This window comes from Citrobacter sp. Ca225 (assembly GCF_030337175.1).
Lineage (GTDB): Bacteria > Pseudomonadota > Gammaproteobacteria > Enterobacterales > Enterobacteriaceae > Citrobacter_A > Citrobacter_A amalonaticus.
The window spans coordinates 23,023-38,152 of the sequence record NZ_JAOWCD010000065.1; the positions used below are offsets into that span (position 1 = coordinate 23,023).

The window sequence follows — 15,130 nt, forward strand, 5'->3', positions numbered from 1 at the left end:
AGTTTTATGACAGATTTATGAAAATGTATGCTGACGTTAACCTTAGGTTGTTGATTTATGACACCCGAGAAACGAGATATTACAGCTCCCGAATGGTTATAATCCCCTTTATGCTTTTTTGCCATGGAACCGTTATGCGCATCCTTCACACTTCTGACTGGCATCTGGGACAAAATTTCTACAGTAAAAGCCGTGCCGCTGAACATCAGGCTTTTCTTGACTGGCTGCTGGAAACGGCGGTTGAGCAGCAGGTGGACGCGATCATCGTGGCAGGCGATATTTTCGATACCGGCTCACCACCAAGCTATGCCCGCGAGCTCTATAACCGTTTTGTGGTCAACCTACAGCAAACGGGCTGTCATCTGGTGGTATTAGCGGGAAACCATGATTCCGTCGCCACGCTGAATGAATCCCGTGAGATTCTGGCGTTTCTCAATACCACGGTGGTGGCCAGCGCCGGTCACGCGCCACAGTTCCTGCATCGTCGTGACGGTCAGCCCGGCGCGGTGCTGTGCCCGGTGCCGTTTTTACGCCCGCGCGACATTGTCAGCAGTCAGGCGGGACTCTCCGGTCAGGAAAAACAGCAGCATCTGCTGGGTGCCATCACCGACTATTATCAGCAGCAATACGAGGCCGCCTGCGCGTTACGTGGCGATCTCGCCCTGCCGATTATCGCCACCGGCCACCTGACCACCGTTGGCGCCAGCAAAAGTGACGCTGTGCGTGACATTTATATTGGTACGCTGGATGCTTTCCCGGCGCAGAACTTCCCGCCTGCCGATTATATCGCGCTGGGCCACATCCACCGGGCGCAGAAAATTGGCGGTACGGAGCACATCCGCTACTGCGGCTCGCCCATCGCGCTGAGCTTTGACGAATGCGGCAAAAGCAAGTACGTGCATCGGGTGGACTTCCGGGACGGCGCGTTAGCCGGCGTTGAGGAACTCATCGTTCCGGTTACGCAACCGCTGGCAATATTAAAAGGCGATTTCGCCGCCATTACCGAACAGCTGGAGCAGTGGCGTGACAGCCCTCCGGCCCCCCCGGTCTGGCTGGATATCGAAATCACCACCGATGAATACCTGCATGATATGCAGCGGAAAATTCAGACGCTGACGGAAACGCTGCCCGTTGAGGTACTGTTAGTCCGACGCAGTCGGGAGCAGCGCGAACGCATGTTGTGTAACGAACGCCGGGAAACGCTGAGCGAGCTGAGCGTGGATGAGGTATTTACTCGCCGTCTGGCGCTGGAAGAACTTGAGCCGCCGCAGTGCGAACGCCTGACAGCACTTTTTCACCGCACACTACAGACACTGTCCGGGGAGCATGAGGCATGAAGATTCTCAGTCTGCGCCTGAAAAACCTCAATTCGCTGAAAGGGGAATGGAAGGTCGATTTCACGGTGGAGCCCTTTGCCAGCAATGGCCTGTTTGCCATTACTGGGCCTACGGGGGCGGGTAAAACCACTCTGCTCGACGCGATTTGCCTGGCGCTGTACCACGAGACGCCACGCCTGAATACCGTGTCGCAATCGCAGAACGATCTGATGACCCGCGATACGGCGGAATGTCTGGCGGAAGTGGAGTTTGAAGTCAAAGGCGAAGCGTATCGTGCGTTCTGGAGCCAGAACCGGGCGCGCAACCAGCCCGACGGTAATTTACAGGTTCCGCGCGTTGAACTGGCGCGCTGTGCCGACGGGAAAATCCTTGCCGACAAAGTGAAAGACAAACTGGAGATGACGGCGGAACTGACCGGTCTGGATTATGGTCGATTTACCCGTTCGATGCTGCTCTCGCAGGGGCAGTTCGCCGCCTTCCTCAACGCGAAGCCGAAAGAGCGTGCGGAACTGCTGGAAGAGCTGACCGGCACGGAAATTTACGGCCAGATCTCTGCACAGGTGTTTGAACAGCACAAAACCGCACGCACCGAACTGGAAAAATTACAGGCGCAAGCCAACGGCGTCGCGCTGTTAGCCCCCGAGGCGTTGCAGACGCTGACAGAAAGTTTGCAGGCACTCACTGACGAAGAAAAACAGCTGGTCGCCCAGCAGCAGACTGGACAGCAGCAGTTGAACTGGCTGACGCGACAGCACGAACTGCAGACCGACGCGAACCAGCGTCAGCAGATGCTGCAGGTTGCCCAGGAAGCGCTGGAAAACGCCCAGCCACAGCTGGCAACGCTCAGCCTCGCACAGCCTGCCAGAGCGTTGCGACCATTGTGGGAGCGCATTCAGGAGCAATCCGCTACCGTTTCCCGCACTCGCCAGCAGATTAACGAAGTAAATACTCGCTTACAGAGTATATTTACGCTGCGCAACCACATCCGACGCCAGGCAGAGCAACAGTCCACCGCCCTGCTCGCTACGCAACAGACGCTGAGCGAGTGGCTAAACGAACACGATCGCTTTCGCCTATGGAGCAACGAGTCAGGAGGATGGCGCGCCCTTTTTGCTCAGCAGGCCAGCGATAACGTTCAGCTGGCAAAATGGCAGCAACAGCAGGTCAACGATAGCCGTAAGCTGGAATCGCTGCCGCCGGTGACGCTCAATCTGACGGCAGAGGAAGTCGCAGCGGCGCTGGTGCAACATGCGCAACAGCGTCCTCTGCGCCAGCAACTGCTTTCGCTCCATGGTCAGATTGTTCCCCGACTGACGCGTTTGAGTCAGCTTCAGGCGACGATAACGCATAACAAACAGGAACTGGCCCGACTCAATACCCTGCTGGAGGCAAAGCGCCAGCAGTATAAAGATAAATATCAGCAGTATCAGGATGTTAAAACACTCTGTGAGCAAGAGGCGCGGATCAAAGATCTGGAAAGCCAGCGTGCGCAGTTGCAGTCCGGCCAGCCCTGCCCGCTTTGCGGTTCCACCACCCATCCTGCTGTCGCGGCATATCAGGCACTCGAACCCGGTGTTAATCAGGCGCGACGCGATGCGCTGGAAAAAGAAGTCAAAACGCTGGCCGACGAAGGCGCCGCCCTGCGTGGACAGTCCGAGGCAGTCAACCAGCAGCTACAGCGTGACGAAAGCGAAGCGCAGACGCTGGCTAAAGAAGAGCAAGCGCTCACTCAACAGTGGCAAACGACGATCGGTGCACTGAACCTCACGTTACAGCCGCAGGATGATATTCAGCCCTGGCTGACGGCGCAGGACGAACACGAGCAGCAACTCTACCAGTTGAGCCAGCGCCATGACCTACAGGCGCAAATTACCGCCCATGCACAGCAGGTGGCGCAGTTCCGCCAGCAAATCGACCAGCGCCAGGCGACGCTGGCAGCACAGTTAAGCCGCTATACATTGTCACTTCCTGAGGAAGGCAGCGAGGAGGCATGGTTAGATGCGCGCGCGGCAGAGGCACAAACATGGCAACAGCGGCAGACGGAGTTGACGGCGATACAGGCGCGTATCGCGCAGCTCACCCCGCTACTCGAGACGCTGCCCGCCGTTGATACCGACGCTGAAGATGATGCAAGCGTGACGCTGGAAAACTGGCGTCAGGTTCATGACGAATGCGTGTCGCTGCGCAGTCAATTGCAGACATTACAGCAGCAGGAGAAACAGGAAACTCAGCGCGCTGCCGATGCGCAGGCGCAGTTCGATGCCGCGCTGTCGCACAGTTTGTTTGCCGATCAGGCGGCATTTCTTGCCGCGCTGCTGGATGACGAGGCGGTCACGCGTCTGGAACAGCTAAAACAGTCGCTGGAAAACCAGGTTCAGCAGGCACAGACGCTCGCCGCACAATCGGCGCAGGCGCTGGCGGCACATCAGCAACAGCCGCCAGCGGGTCTGGATCCCACGCTGTCGATTGAGCATGTTCAGCAAACCGTGGCGCAGCTTAACGATCGGGTACGCGATAACGCTACGCGTCAGGGCGAAATACGCCAACAGCTAAAACAAGACAGCGACAATCGCCAGCAGCAGCAGACGTTGATGCAAAAAATCGACAACGCGATGCAACAGGTTGAGGACTGGGGCTACCTGAATGCGCTAATCGGCTCTAAAGAGGGGGATAAATTCCGCAAATTCGCCCAGGGGCTGACGCTGGATAACCTGGTCTGGCTGGCGAACAACCAGTTGACCCGCCTGCATGGTCGCTATTTACTGCAACGTAAGGCCAGTGAAGCGCTGGAACTGGAGGTGGTCGATACCTGGCAGGCCGACGCCGTACGCGATACCCGTACCCTTTCCGGTGGCGAAAGTTTCCTGGTCAGTCTCGCGCTGGCGCTGGCGCTCTCCGATCTGGTCAGCCACAAAACGCGCATTGACTCGCTGTTCCTTGATGAAGGCTTCGGCACGCTCGACAGTGAAACGCTGGATACCGCCCTTGATGCGCTGGATGCGCTCAACGCCAGCGGCAAAACCATTGGCGTGATTAGCCATGTAGAAGCGATGAAAGAACGGATTCCGGTGCAGATCAAGGTGAAGAAAATCAACGGACTAGGCTACAGCAAACTCGACAGGATGTTTGCCGTAGAATAACAGGTACGACAGGCCGGATAGCGCCGGCCTCTCCTGGCACTATTCCTGCGGCCACAGCCACGCCGCACCGCGCACACCGCTGGAGTCACCATGCAGAGCCTTACGTACCGGCGTTTCACACTCACCACCAAACACAAACTGTTTAATTAGCGGCGGTATCGTTTTGTACAGGCGGTCAATGTTGCTCATTCCGCCGCCGAGAACGAAAACGTCCGGGTCAAGAATATTCACCACATGAGCCAGCGATTTTGCCAGCCGCAGCTCATAGCGGCTGAGCGCCAGTTCGGCCAGCGCATTTTGCTCCTCCACCAGACGGATAATCTCACTGCCTTTTAAGGCATTACCGCTCAGGCGCTGGTAATCGGTGGCGAACCCGGTACCGGAAATAAACGTCTCAATGCATCCCTGTTTTCCGCAGTAGCAGGGGACTTCTTCACGGTAGCGAAGCTCATCCTCATCCATCCACGGCAAAGGGTTGTGACCCCATTCGCCCGCCGTCCCATTGCCGCCGATGTGCGCCCGACCGTTGAGCGCCACACCTGCGCCGCAGCCGGTACCAATAATCACGGCAAAAACCGTCATTGCCCCGGCAGCCGCTCCATCAACGGCCTCAGAAACGGCCAGACAGTTCGCGTCATTCGCCAGACGAACGTCACGCTGCAGACGGGTGCTGAGGTCTTTATCAAACGGCTGACCGTTCAGCCACGTGGAGTTGGCATTCTTCACCACGCCGGTGTAAGGCGAAATGGAACCCGGGATCCCTATCCCTACCGTCCCCGTTTGGCCGGTGGTCTGCTCCGCCATCGCCACCAGCGTGGCAATGGTTTCGATGGTTTGCTGATAGTCATTTCGCGGCGTCGGCAGACGATGGCGGAACAGTTGTTCACCAGCCTCACTGAGCGCGATCGCTTCCGTTTTGGTGCCGCCTAAATCAATACCAATACGCACACGGTGTTCCTCTTTTTTTGGGAATATCAACAGAGTAGAGCGAGGTATAGGGAATGGCAATGCAAGCCTGCCGACAATTCGTTACTATACGCGCTGGATTTAACGACAAGGCCGTGGAAATTATCATGCTGTGGTTCAAAAATTTAATGGTTTACCGTCTTAGCCGCGATATTTCATTGCGTGCCGAGGAGATGGAAAAACAGCTAGCCTCGATGACGTTTACCCCTTGCGGTAGCCAGGATATGGCAAAAACGGGCTGGGTGCCGCCAATGGGATCGCACAGCGATGCGTTGACGCATACTAACAACGGCCAGATTTTGATTTGCGCGCGTAAAGAAGAGAAGATCCTGCCCTCTCCGGTGATCAAACAGGCGCTGGAAGCGAAGATCGCCAAACTGGAAGCCGAACAGGCGCGTAAGCTGAAGAAAACCGAGAAAGACTCGCTGAAAGATGAAGTGCTGCATTCGCTGCTGCCGCGCGCCTTCAGCCGCTTTAGTCAGACCATGATGTGGATCGACACCGTGAACGGATTGATCATGGTGGACTGCGCAAGCGCAAAAAAAGCGGAAGATACGCTGGCGCTGCTGCGTAAGAGCCTCGGCTCTCTGCCGGTGGTTCCGCTGGCGCTGGAAAACCCGATTGAGCTGACGCTCACCGAGTGGGTGCGTTCCGGCACCGTGGCGCAGGGCTTCCAGTTACTCGACGAAGCCGAACTGAAAGCCATGCTGGAAGACGGCGGCGTGATCCGGGCAAAGAAACAGGATCTGGTGAGCGACGAGATCGCCGTGCACATTGAAGCCGGTAAAGTGGTGACCAAACTGGCGCTCGACTGGCAGCAGCGTATTCAGTTTATGATCTGCGATGACGCGTCGATTAAGCGCCTGAAATTCAGTGACGAACTCCGCGATCAAAACGAAGACATCGACCGGGAAGATTTCGCCCAGCGTTTCGACGCGGACTTTATCCTGATGACCGGCGAACTGGCCGCGTTGATTCAGAATCTGGTGGAAGGTTTAGGCGGCGAAGCGCAGCGCTAAACGAAGATTCCCTCTCCGCACGGAGAGGGAAAAAATATTACAGATAGCGGCAAAGATAAGAGGTCGGTTCTGCGACCTGTAAATGAAACTCGCTATGGCCCGGGACGTTAAATACTTCTCCTGCGGCATACACTTTCCATTCGGTGGTATCCGGCAGTAACACATTCAACGCGCCGCTTACGACCGTCATCTCTTCAGGCTCTGCGGTACCGAAGGTGTATTCACCTTCCAGCATCACGCCTACACTGGCACGGCCAGTACTGCTGCTGGTAAAGCCGATTGATTTTACTTTGCCGGAAAAGTATTCGTTACTTTGAAGCATAAACGGACCCTGTCTCGTTGGTAAATTGACAACCAATATAGGGGGCAGCCCTTTGGCCTGTCACGCAAAATTAAACCAGCAATTCTGAAGCCAGTCGCGCAATCAGCACATTAGAGAGCAGTACCGGGACATCGAGCGATTTTTGCAGGACATCGCGGTGGCGCTGATGAAAACCCAGGGAGTCCAGCATGATGACATCCGCCCCTTGTTCCAGCAGGTCTTTACCGGCTTCAATCAACTGCTGGGTACTGCCGTGAACCGGATTCGCCAGCGAGAACAGCGGCGGCGACTGTAAAACCTGCCATTTTTCCGCTTGATCGGCCATCAGATCTTCAACCGGCACAATCACCCCCACCTGATGGCCATCGACAATTGAGGCCACCAGCGGTGGAATAATACGCAGCGGCTCAAGCAGAATGCTGTTACGGGCGGTCATGCTGGCAATCGACACGGTGCTCATCAGTAAAATGACGTCGTAGCCCTGGTTATCCAGCACTTCGATGACGCTTTGCAGATCGCGTTCTACTTTCTGCCGCGAAACATAAGCCAGTTCATTATCGTTAAGCAGGGTTAACAGCGGGTCTTCGTCGGACTCCAGCGCATATTCCGCCAGGACGTCATCACGACTCATTTTTCCGAGCAAGCTGTGATGGGTGATATGTTGTTCGTCGATGTACTCAGTCAGAAGCGGTAAGACTTCACTCATGGGTACAACACCGATTGTGAGGATAGCCAACGACGCACTCATTTTTTCCACCTTCTTTTTTACTTCGTCGTTTATTCCCGGGCAAATGCGCTGCACCACTGCCGACACTTACCTTTTGCAAATGCAAAAAAGCGTAGCAGGCGCAGCGCAAATCGCTGTGTAAAGATTCCAGATCATTCCAGTAATAGGTTGTTATTGTTTGATGTTAGTTTTCAGGTACAACGATTCATCGGCGAAAAATGTGATGCAGGTTGGGTTTACACTCGCTCAGATTCCATTCCGAGCTGTTCAGTCGTCAGGTTTTATCAGGATCTTCGTAACGGGCTTTCGCATCCATCGCTTCCTGCGCGCTGGGATGCTCGCTGATTAACGAATCCGGTTTCGGGTGATCGGCGCGCAACTGGTACCAGGTGACCGTCTGTCCCGGCGTCCCTTTCTCAATGGTGACAATATACGCTTCGCGTGGATATGGCGGTTTGGTTGGCATAGTGCTTCCTTCTGTCGAATGAAGTTTAAGTATAGACCCCGCCTTGCCTGCAGCGCGCGCGCTGCGCCAGCCTGCGCTGAATTTCAGAAATCACCTGGTCAGGTGAATTCGCCGCATCAATGATGAAATGGGCCGCTTCGCGATACAAAATATCCCGCTGTTGCAGCACCTCCTGCACCTCTTCGCTCAGGGGTTTACCGGTCAGCGTGGGGCGCAACTCCTCTTCAGGCGAGGCCTCAAGACGATGAACCAACGTGGAAACCGGCGCGCTTAAATAAATGACGATGCCGTTATCACGCATAAAGTGACGGTTATAATCAGTGAGAATGATTCCTCCACCGGTCGCGATGACCGTTGACGGTGCAGTCACCGCCGCCAGTGCAGCCGTTTCTCTGGCGCGAAAACCCGGCCAGCCTTCACGCTCGACGATTTCCGCGACGGTCATTTGTACCTGCGACTGCAGCCATTGATCGGTATCGACAAACCGACAACCAATTGCCGTAGCCAGCGCCATGCCAACCGTTGTCTTTCCACAGCCGCGTGGGCCAACAAGATAAAGCGGTTGCGTCATAGTGGGCGTTCCCCAGAAGGCCGCAAAGCGGCAGGATCAGATGTCATTAAAGGAATAATCATACCATCAAACTAGTACAGCGTTAAGTGTAAAGTATTTATTCCACCAAAAGTGAAAATATCAATGTACGCCCTACTATATCAAGAAATAGCGCCGAGGAAAGTGTAAAAAATAAATTACATTCACGCGTTTCTGCGCTGAACTTCCAGCCACCACTTTTCCAGTTCCGCCGCAAAATGCTGACGATCGCGGGCAGAGAGGCTATCCGGACCGCCCGTCTGGATCCCGCTGGCGCGCAATGTATCCATAAAATCGCGCATTGTCAGACGTTCGCGAATGGTCGATTCGGTATAGCGCTCACCGCGCGGATTAAGCGCCGACGCGCCTTTCGCCAGCACCTCGGCGGCCAACGGGATATCGGCCGTGATGACCAGATCGCCCGCCGCACACTGGCGCACAATCTCGTTATCCGCCACGTCAAAACCCGCAGGTACACGCAGCGTACGGATATACGGCGACGGCGGCACGCGCAGGCTCTGGTTCGCTACCAGAATCAGCGACATTTGCATGCGCCCGGCGGCACGATAGAGGATCTCTTTAATTACGTTCGGACACGCATCCGCATCCACCCATATGGTCATACTGGCTCCCGTCTCTTGTGCAATCGGCTATTGTCTCGTGCTTTTGCGCTGCGGCAAAGTGCTGTTTACCCTTCATGCGTCTTTCAATCCGCGCTAAGCTAGGCTTTATCAAACAAAACAACAACTATCACCCATAGGGAGTGACGAGATGGAGAAGAAAATCGGTTTTATCGGCTGCGGTAATATGGGGAAAGCAATCCTCGGCGGCCTGATTGCCAGCGGTCAGGTGCTTCCAGGCCAGATCTGGGTCTACACCCCTTCCCCCGATAAAGTTGCCGCGTTGCACGATCAGTATGGGATCAACGTCGCGCAGTCCGCCCAGGAAGTCGCCCAGGTGGCGGATATTGTTTTCGGCGCCGTGAAGCCGGGCATTATGATCAAAGTGCTCAGCGAGATAACCTCCAGCCTCAACAAAGAGTCGCTGGTGGTCTCTATTGCAGCAGGCGTGACCCTCGATCAACTCGCCCGCGCGCTGGGACACGACCGGAAAATCGTACGCGCAATGCCGAACACGCCGTCGCTGGTTAATGCCGGGATGACCTCAGTGACGCCAAACGCGCTGGTTACCCCGGAAGACACCGCGGATGTGCTGAATATTTTCCGCTGCTTTGGCGAAGCCGAAGTGATTGCCGAGTCGATGATTCATCCTGTGGTTGGCGTCAGCGGCTCCGCCCCGGCGTATGTCTTCATGTTTATCGAAGCGATGGCTGATGCCGCAGTACTGGGCGGTATGCCGCGCGCACAGGCTTACAAATTTGCCGCTCAGGCGGTCATGGGTTCCGCGAAGATGGTACTGGAAACGGGCGAGCATCCTGGCGTACTGAAAGATATGGTTTGTTCGCCTGGCGGCACGACAATTGAAGCGGTCCGCGTACTGGAAGAGCGAGGATTTCGTGCAGCGGTGATTGAAGCGATGGCGAAGTGTATGGAGAAGTCAGACAAACTCAGTAAATCCTGAGTGAACAACCGGACGTCAGGCCGCCACTTCGGTGCGGTTACGTCCGGCATTCTTTGCTTTGTAGAGCGCCAGATCGGCCGATTTCAACCATTCCCGATAGTGACTGAACTGCGGCGTTAACGGCGCAACGCCCACGCTGATATGTAAAATGACCTGCGGCGCGCAGGCCAGACGTAACCCGCGTAGCCCCTCATGAATCCGTGACATCGCCGCGATGGCGCTCTCGGCTGGCGTACCGCACATAATCACCGCAAATTCATCACCGCCAAAACGCCCGATCACATCGCTCCCGCGCAAGGTGATTCTCAGCTGTTGGGTTAGCGCCAGAATAGCTTCATCGCCAACATCATGACCCCAGGTGTCATTAATACTTTTGAAATGGTCGATATCAATGATCAGCAGCGTGGCCTCCCGATGCTGGCGACGGCAGTGCTCAAATTCGTTGCGCAGTAATATTTCCCAGTGTCGCCGATTGTAAACGCCTGTCATGCCATCACAGGTACTCATCACCTGTAACCGACGCTTATGTTGCGCCAGCCTGGTCGCGGCCTGATAGCTAATCCAGGAGAATAACAGCGGGTAAATCACGATGACCGGCAGCGTCAACACCCCTTCCAGCGGCGCGCTTCTTAAAGCCAGAGAGGTTCCCGTTAACTGCAATGTGACCAGACAGGCAACCACCATCAGGGCCAGTCCGGTAACAAACAGTCGCACACCGCCTGCGCCCATCAGATTCATACAGATGATCATCAACAACGCGGCGGAAGGCAGCGCATTGACGCCCATCAGTCCCATCCACATTCCGGCGAGTACCGCATCCGTTTTTAAATTGGCAAATTCCCGACTCATCGGGTCGACGGCTCTGCTGGCGATTTGCCAGGCCAGATGAGGCCAGACGAACGCCCATCCCACCAGCAACAACCACCAGACGCCGGGGACAGGGTTCGCGACCAGCGCGGCGGCGACAGGGAAAAACATCCCTCCCAGCGCCACTGCGCGCGGCACTCTTACTCGCCGGGCGAATCGCAGTCCAGAGCGTTGATGGTCGTTTTGCTGCGATGAAAGAGCGGTTTCATCGAGATCGACCGCTTGTTTGTAAAAGTTTTCGTCGTTCATTATTTTTTGGGAACATTCTGAAACAATTTTCCCAAATTATAGAGACGGGTCAGGCGGGGAAAGTATGATATTTCGGGTGAGCGTTTTTCTTTGCTCACCCGTAAGCACTAGGTCGGCTAGGCTGCTTTCTTCAGGCAGGCACTCATAAACTTACTGCGGTCGTCACCTTTTAGCGATTGTTCCGTCGCCTGGACGTTGCACTCGCGCATTTTTTGCTGTTGCGGCGTCAGGCTTTTTTCACCAGGAGCTGACTTGCTGTTTTTAAGGCAATCGCTCATGTACGTCTTACGGGCATCTCCTTTCAACGCTTTCGCCGTCGCCTGTTGATTGCAGGTGGTCATGCGCTGCTGCTGCGGGGTTAACGTTTTCTCAGCCGCACCAACGGTCGTTAAAAAGATCAAACCAAACAATAGGGTAACCAGTAATGTTATTTTCATAGCACCATCCTTTTTTGAGTATTCACTCGACTATCTCCCGCGAATAAACGCCGGGAGATTCAGATAAGTCTGGCTGCTAACGATAAAAAAACCACCCGACAGCAAAAGTTATCCTGCCGGGGGTGGATTATTTCAGGCCGAGTGCCGCTTTCATGGTATAGAACAGGTCGGTTTGATCGGTCAGCCCCACCACGTTGGCCGCATGAGGGCCGTAGGCCGCAATACGCAACTGGCTGCCGGTATGCTCCTGCGATTCCTCTTCGGAGTTGCCATAGCTGATCACCATCACGGCGCCATCTTTGGTGTTTAATGCCTGGGTCAAGCCCGGCGCTTTTGTCTCTGGTGCGACGATCTGGCTGGCGTGAGCGTGATCGGCAGTGACGATCACCAGCGTGTTACCTTCTTTTTTCGCAAAGGCCAGCGCGCGCTGCACCGCTTCGTCCAGATCCACCGTCTCGCCGATCTGTCCGCAAGGATTGGCGGCGTGATCCTGTTTATCGATGGAAGCCCCTTCCACCTGCAGGAAGAATCCCTTCTCATTTTTGCTGAGCAACTCAATGGCTTTGTCGGTCATTTGCGCCAGCGTGGGTACGGTCTCATCGCGTTTTGGATTCGGCGTACAGGTTACGGCAGGCTTATCAATATTGCCGTGATAAGACGCTTTTGGGCCTTCCCAGCGCACAGGCATGTTGCCGTCAGAGAACAGTCCCAGCAACGGTTTCTCCTGACTGGCTTCACCGATCGCCGCCAGCGAAGCCGCATCGCCGACCAACTGGTAACCCCGGGCCTCGGCCTGTTCACGCAGCGTTTTGCCCTGCCACTCGCCGGCGGTTGCGGTTTCGGCGAACGTTTTCGCACCGCCGCCCAGCGTGACATCCGCGCGGGCATTCAGCAGTTGTTCGGTGATCGAGCCTTTACCGCCATTTTCCAGCGCATTCGTCGGGCATTTCTCGCTCGTTACGCTCGGGCCATAGCATTTACGAGACGTCACGTGCGCTACCAGCGCGGCTGGAGTGGCATCCTGCAGCTCGGCGGTTGAGACGTTACCCGTCGCCAGCCCCGCCGCTTTCGCCATTTCCAGCAGCGTCGTATGATCTTTTTCGTGAATATCGACGCCCAGCGCGCCATTGTAGGTTTTCACGCCGGTTGTCCATGCGGTTGCTGATGCCGCAGAATCCGTCACGTAATCCGGTTTACCGGTTTTTTTATTCAGCGCATAGTGGGTGTATTGGCCAGTCAGCGGTAAGGCATCAATCCCTTTAAAATAGCCACCCGCGCCTTCAGCATAATTTCGCGCGGCCGTAATTTCCGAATCACCCATACCATCGCCTATCAATAAAATAATATTTTTAGCCGGTTTATCATTCAGTGATTCGCGCAATGCTTGTGTTTGATCGGCCGATAATCGGCGTGCTCCGCCTGGCGTTGTAATATCACCCTGTGCGGCACGATTGTCCAGCACCGCCATTGACGACGTTTCAGAATGACTCACAGGCATATACAACAGTGGTAACAATGCAAGAGCAATAGCGCTTTGTTTCACTTTATTTTCTCCATGTACTTAATACACTTAAAATAAAAAACAAAGCGACTATAGGTCTCTGATATGACAGGTTTATGACAGCATAGAAACGAAATAAACTAGTAACGAGGATGCCTCAACAGCTTTTGTACGTACTGGCGCAGCAACTCCGTATCGTTATCCGGAACGCTGGCATCGGGCTTTACGTCATCAAGTGCGCCCTCTACCTGATGAATCAGCATTTGCTGCTCGTTCTGAGCCATATTGCGCAGCATCGCTGTAACGATAATCTCTAATGCTTCTACCTGAGCAACCAGTTCTTTCGACTCTTCCTCTTTCTGGGCAAGCTTAAGCAACAACTCAGCTATTAGATTTTTCATGACCGCATTTCCTTATCCAAAGAAGGCTGACGGTATCACTATGAATCCATGCTGCCTAGAGTCTGAAAGTAGTATTTTTATAAAAAAGGAAAGACTTTGCGTAAATAATCACAGAATACGGTGAGCGAAACGTTTCTCGCGCAAAAACCGAACGCTAAATTAAAAGCCAGGAATAAAATAGTCACCCCTGGCCATAATCAAAAGTTATGCTAAAAAATGACTAATTTCACTTAAGTCATTTCTTTTTAATCGCTTCACACCCGCTTGCGGATATTTCGCCGCTGACGCAGAACCAGGGCTAACTGACAAATGTTAATCATCACGATAATGGCAGTGGCAATAAATACCCAACGAAATCCTGCCATGGCTGAAACCGTTGCGCCCATCAGCGGGCCAGCGACATTGCCAAGATACATAAACGATTGGTTATAACCAAATATACGCCCGGTTATTTGGTCACTGGAATATTTGACCAGTAGCGTCTGAACCGCGGGTAGCATGGCGCCATCGGCAAAACCGAGCAGAAAACGTAATACCCCGAGCTGGAAAGGCGTCGTCACCCACGACATGGCAAAAAACAACACGACCGCACAAATCAGCGTTGCCATCAGGATCCTTTCGGTGCCGATGCGATCCCCAAGTTTACCCAGCCGGGGCGCGGAGATAAGCGCGGAGACCCCAGGCACCGAGGCAATTAATCCACTCAGAAAAGCAATATTATTACTGTCAGGGGCCATCGACTTAATAAATAGCGCCAGAATCGGGCTGATTGAGCCATTACATAACTGAATCACCAGCGTGGTGAAAAACAGGCTGATCACCAGCGCCGGATAAGGTAGCGACGCAAATACGGCTTTCCCGCTCAATCGTTCGCTCTTTTTCAGCGTCGGGCGCACGCCTTCTTTAATCAAAAAGAGCGTGACCATAAAGCTGACGATCAGCAGCATTGCAGTGATAAAAAAGACCGGGCGTAAGCCCACATGATCGGCAATAAAACCGCCCATCAGCGGGCCACCAATCACACCGCTGATTTGCGCGGTCGCCAGCGTACTGAGTGCCCATCCACTACGTTCACGGGGCACCTGAGACGCCACCAGCGCCATCGCATTAGGAATATAGCCGGACGTTAACCCCATGATGCCGCGCAGCAGGAAAAGCTGCCAGACGTTGGTAGCAAAAGCCTGCAGCAGTATCGCAATCGCCATGCCGAGCGAGGCGCGTAGCAACATCAGCTTGCGACCTTTACGGTCTGCCAGGCTACCCCAGAGCGGAGAAACAATCGCGGAAATTAAGAATGTGACACTGAATGTCAGACCGGACCACATTGAGAGCGCTTCGTGGGAGTTCACCCCAAGCTGCGAAATATAGAGTGGCAAAAACGGCAGGATTTGACTGATTGCCAGACCGGTAAAAAAGCAGCCGAACCAGACGGAAATGAGATTAACTTTCCAGGATTCCATAAACGCTCATCGTGATAAATAGCAGAAAACGCCGGCTAGTTTAGCAATCTCCACGTCTGTCAGGGGAT

Annotated in this window: 15 protein-coding genes; 4 read left to right on the forward strand and 11 right to left on the reverse strand. The window is 54.5% G+C overall.

What is annotated here, in order from left to right:
- Positions 1-134: 134 nt before the first annotated feature.
- Together sbcD and sbcC are read left to right on the forward strand one after the other, a co-directional pair.
- Complete coding sequence (gene sbcD, locus OGW13_RS09435; RefSeq protein ID WP_287115996.1) at positions 135-1,337, forward strand: exonuclease subunit SbcD; 1,203 nt, start codon at positions 135-137, stop codon at positions 1,335-1,337.
- Positions 1,334-4,477, forward strand: a complete 3,144-nt coding sequence (sbcC, locus tag OGW13_RS09440; RefSeq protein WP_287115998.1) for an exonuclease subunit SbcC — start codon at positions 1,334-1,336, stop codon at positions 4,475-4,477. Before sbcD ends, sbcC begins: the two co-directional genes overlap by 4 nt.
- Before the next feature lie 39 nt (positions 4,478-4,516).
- Here the strand turns inward: sbcC and mak are convergent, their stop codons facing one another.
- Positions 4,517-5,425 carry a fructokinase gene (gene mak / locus OGW13_RS09445; protein ID WP_287115999.1) on the reverse strand — a complete coding sequence of 303 codons (909 nt, stop codon included), beginning with the start codon at positions 5,423-5,425 and terminating at the stop codon, positions 4,517-4,519.
- Positions 5,426-5,550: 125 nt separating this feature from the next.
- On the opposite strand from mak, the gene rdgC reads away from it, so the two are divergent.
- Complete coding sequence (rdgC, locus tag OGW13_RS09450; RefSeq protein ID WP_044259030.1) at positions 5,551-6,462, forward strand: recombination-associated protein RdgC; 912 nt, start codon at positions 5,551-5,553, stop codon at positions 6,460-6,462.
- 37 nt (positions 6,463-6,499) lie between these two features.
- Here rdgC and ppnP read toward each other — a convergent pair whose 3' ends face one another.
- The 5 genes from ppnP to OGW13_RS09475 all read right to left on the reverse strand — a co-directional run bounded on the left by ppnP (position 6,500) and on the right by OGW13_RS09475 (position 9,189).
- Positions 6,500-6,784 carry a pyrimidine/purine nucleoside phosphorylase gene (gene ppnP / locus OGW13_RS09455; RefSeq protein WP_042324593.1) on the reverse strand — a complete coding sequence of 95 codons (285 nt, stop codon included), beginning with the start codon at positions 6,782-6,784 and terminating at the stop codon, positions 6,500-6,502.
- Between the two features lie 70 nt (positions 6,785-6,854).
- Positions 6,855-7,532 carry an AroM family protein gene (locus OGW13_RS09460; protein WP_043001625.1) on the reverse strand — a complete coding sequence of 226 codons (678 nt, stop codon included), beginning with the start codon at positions 7,530-7,532 and terminating at the stop codon, positions 6,855-6,857.
- Between the two features lie 253 nt (positions 7,533-7,785).
- Positions 7,786-7,977, reverse strand: coding sequence for a protein YaiA (gene yaiA, locus OGW13_RS09465; protein ID WP_043001626.1), 192 nt, complete (start codon positions 7,975-7,977; stop codon positions 7,786-7,788).
- A gap of 25 nt (positions 7,978-8,002) precedes the next feature.
- Positions 8,003-8,548 (reverse strand): shikimate kinase AroL, encoded by a 546-nt coding sequence (gene aroL / locus OGW13_RS09470; protein ID WP_061070480.1) that lies wholly within the window; start codon positions 8,546-8,548, stop codon positions 8,003-8,005.
- Positions 8,549-8,730: 182 nt separating this feature from the next.
- Positions 8,731-9,189 carry a YaiI/YqxD family protein gene (locus tag OGW13_RS09475; RefSeq protein WP_043001628.1) on the reverse strand — a complete coding sequence of 153 codons (459 nt, stop codon included), beginning with the start codon at positions 9,187-9,189 and terminating at the stop codon, positions 8,731-8,733.
- Between the two features lie 148 nt (positions 9,190-9,337).
- Here OGW13_RS09475 and proC point away from each other — a divergent pair, with 148 nt between their 5' ends.
- Complete coding sequence (proC, locus tag OGW13_RS09480; protein ID WP_043001629.1) at positions 9,338-10,147, forward strand: pyrroline-5-carboxylate reductase; 810 nt, start codon at positions 9,338-9,340, stop codon at positions 10,145-10,147.
- Positions 10,148-10,162: 15 nt separating this feature from the next.
- On the opposite strand, the gene adrA is transcribed toward proC, so the two are convergent.
- The 5 genes from adrA to OGW13_RS09505 form a co-directional block, all read right to left on the reverse strand.
- The gene (gene adrA / locus OGW13_RS09485; RefSeq protein ID WP_054176064.1) at positions 10,163-11,263 is read right to left on the reverse strand and encodes a diguanylate cyclase AdrA; all 1,101 of its coding nucleotides are present in this window, start codon (positions 11,261-11,263) and stop codon (positions 10,163-10,165) included.
- A 116-nt stretch (positions 11,264-11,379) separates the two neighbouring features.
- Complete coding sequence (gene psiF / locus OGW13_RS09490; protein WP_043001631.1) at positions 11,380-11,700, reverse strand: phosphate starvation-inducible protein PsiF; 321 nt, start codon at positions 11,698-11,700, stop codon at positions 11,380-11,382.
- A gap of 127 nt (positions 11,701-11,827) precedes the next feature.
- Positions 11,828-13,243, reverse strand: coding sequence for an alkaline phosphatase (phoA, locus tag OGW13_RS09495; protein ID WP_043001632.1), 1,416 nt, complete (start codon positions 13,241-13,243; stop codon positions 11,828-11,830).
- 98 nt (positions 13,244-13,341) lie between these two features.
- Positions 13,342-13,602, reverse strand: coding sequence for an anti-adapter protein IraP (gene iraP / locus OGW13_RS09500; protein WP_043001633.1), 261 nt, complete (start codon positions 13,600-13,602; stop codon positions 13,342-13,344).
- Positions 13,603-13,856: 254 nt separating this feature from the next.
- Positions 13,857-15,062, reverse strand: coding sequence for a multidrug efflux MFS transporter (locus tag OGW13_RS09505; RefSeq protein WP_044259047.1), 1,206 nt, complete (start codon positions 15,060-15,062; stop codon positions 13,857-13,859).
- Positions 15,063-15,130: the final 68 nt, after the last annotated feature.